Origin of the sequence: Micromonospora sp. MH33 (genome assembly GCF_003013775.1) — a bacterium.
Classification (GTDB): Bacteria; Actinomycetota; Actinomycetes; order Mycobacteriales; family Micromonosporaceae; genus Micromonospora; species Micromonospora fulviviridis.
This window is the reverse complement of record NZ_MUYZ01000652.1, coordinates 1-1,094: the sequence shown is the minus strand read 5'-3', so window position 1 is coordinate 1,094 and position 1,094 is coordinate 1. Positions and strand designations below refer to the sequence as shown.

Sequence of the window (1,094 nt, the reverse complement as noted above, 5' to 3'; positions counted from 1 at the left end):
CGGCGGCGGCCCGGACCGCCTCCGCGGTGGCCGCCACCCGGGCGGCCAGCGACCCGCACCAGCGCTGCACCGCCGCCTCCAGCTCGGCCAGCTCCACCCCGGCCCGCCATTCGTCGGCCGGCACCACCAGCCCCGGCTCGGCGGCCGGCCCGCGGGCCAGCCGGTACGCGTCGTCGACCAGCTCCCGGGCCACCCCACGCAACACCTCGGGCTCGACGCTGAACGGTTCCTCGCCCATGGCGACCTCCCTGCACCCCGACGGACATCCGGGACGCTAGGGCGCGACGTACCGTCCGCACCGGCCCTGTGGACAACCGGCGGTGCGGCGGATCCCGGGTTTTCCACAGGCGTTCTCCACCGCCGATCCGCCGCCCCGACCGCCGGTAGGGTGAGGTCCGTGATCGTGGCTGTCGGCATCGACGTGGTGCTGGTGGACCGGTTCGCCCGGTCCCTGGCGCGCACACCGCTGCTCGCCGACCGCCTCTTCACCGAGGCCGAGCGCTACACCCGCGCCGGCAACCCGCGCTCGCCCGAGTCGATGGCCGCCCGGTTCGCGGCCAAGGAGGCGGTGGCCAAGGCGCTCGGCGCGCCGGCCGGGCTGAACTGGCACGACTGCGAGGTCGTGCCCGACCCGGAGGGCCGCCCGTGGCTGACCGTCTCCGGCACGGTGGCCGCCGCGGCGGCCGAGCGCGGGATCAACCGCTGGCACCTCTCGTTGTCGCACGACGGCGGGATCGCGTCGGCCATGGTGGTCGCGGAACGGTGAGCCGACCCGGCGGGTCGGTCGGCCGGTCCGGGACGAACGGGACGAACGGACGGGACGGAGTGGCATGAGACCGGTGTGGCGGGTCGCGGACGTACGTGCGGCGGAGGCGGGCCTTATGGCCACCCTGCCGCCCGGGGCGCTGATGCAGCGGGCCGCCGCCGGGCTGGCCCGCCGCTGCGCGCTGCTGCTCGGCGAGCGGGGCGGCGTCTACGGCGCCCGGGTGCTGCTGCTCATCGGCTCCGGCGACAACGGCGGCGACACGCTCTACGCGGGCGCGCACCTGGCCCGCCGGGGCGCGGCGGTCGACGCCCTGCTGCTCACCCCGGGC

3 protein-coding genes are annotated in these 1,094 nt (G+C 77.1%); 2 read left to right on the top strand and 1 reads right to left on the bottom strand.

All coding sequences use genetic code 11. The features are described from left to right. A partial coding sequence (locus B0E53_RS38340; RefSeq protein WP_168215503.1) for a hypothetical protein occupies positions 1-238 on the bottom strand: 238 nt, incomplete at its 3' end. A 159-nt stretch (positions 239-397) separates the two neighbouring features. On the opposite strand from B0E53_RS38340, the gene B0E53_RS36690 reads away from it, so the two are divergent. After that, positions 398-766 (top strand): holo-ACP synthase, encoded by a 369-nt coding sequence (locus B0E53_RS36690; RefSeq protein WP_091318098.1) that lies wholly within the window; start codon positions 398-400, stop codon positions 764-766. A 64-nt stretch (positions 767-830) separates the two neighbouring features. Beyond that, positions 831-1,094 (top strand): NAD(P)H-hydrate epimerase (locus B0E53_RS36685; protein ID WP_281492944.1); only part of this gene is annotated, 264 nt, incomplete at its 3' end.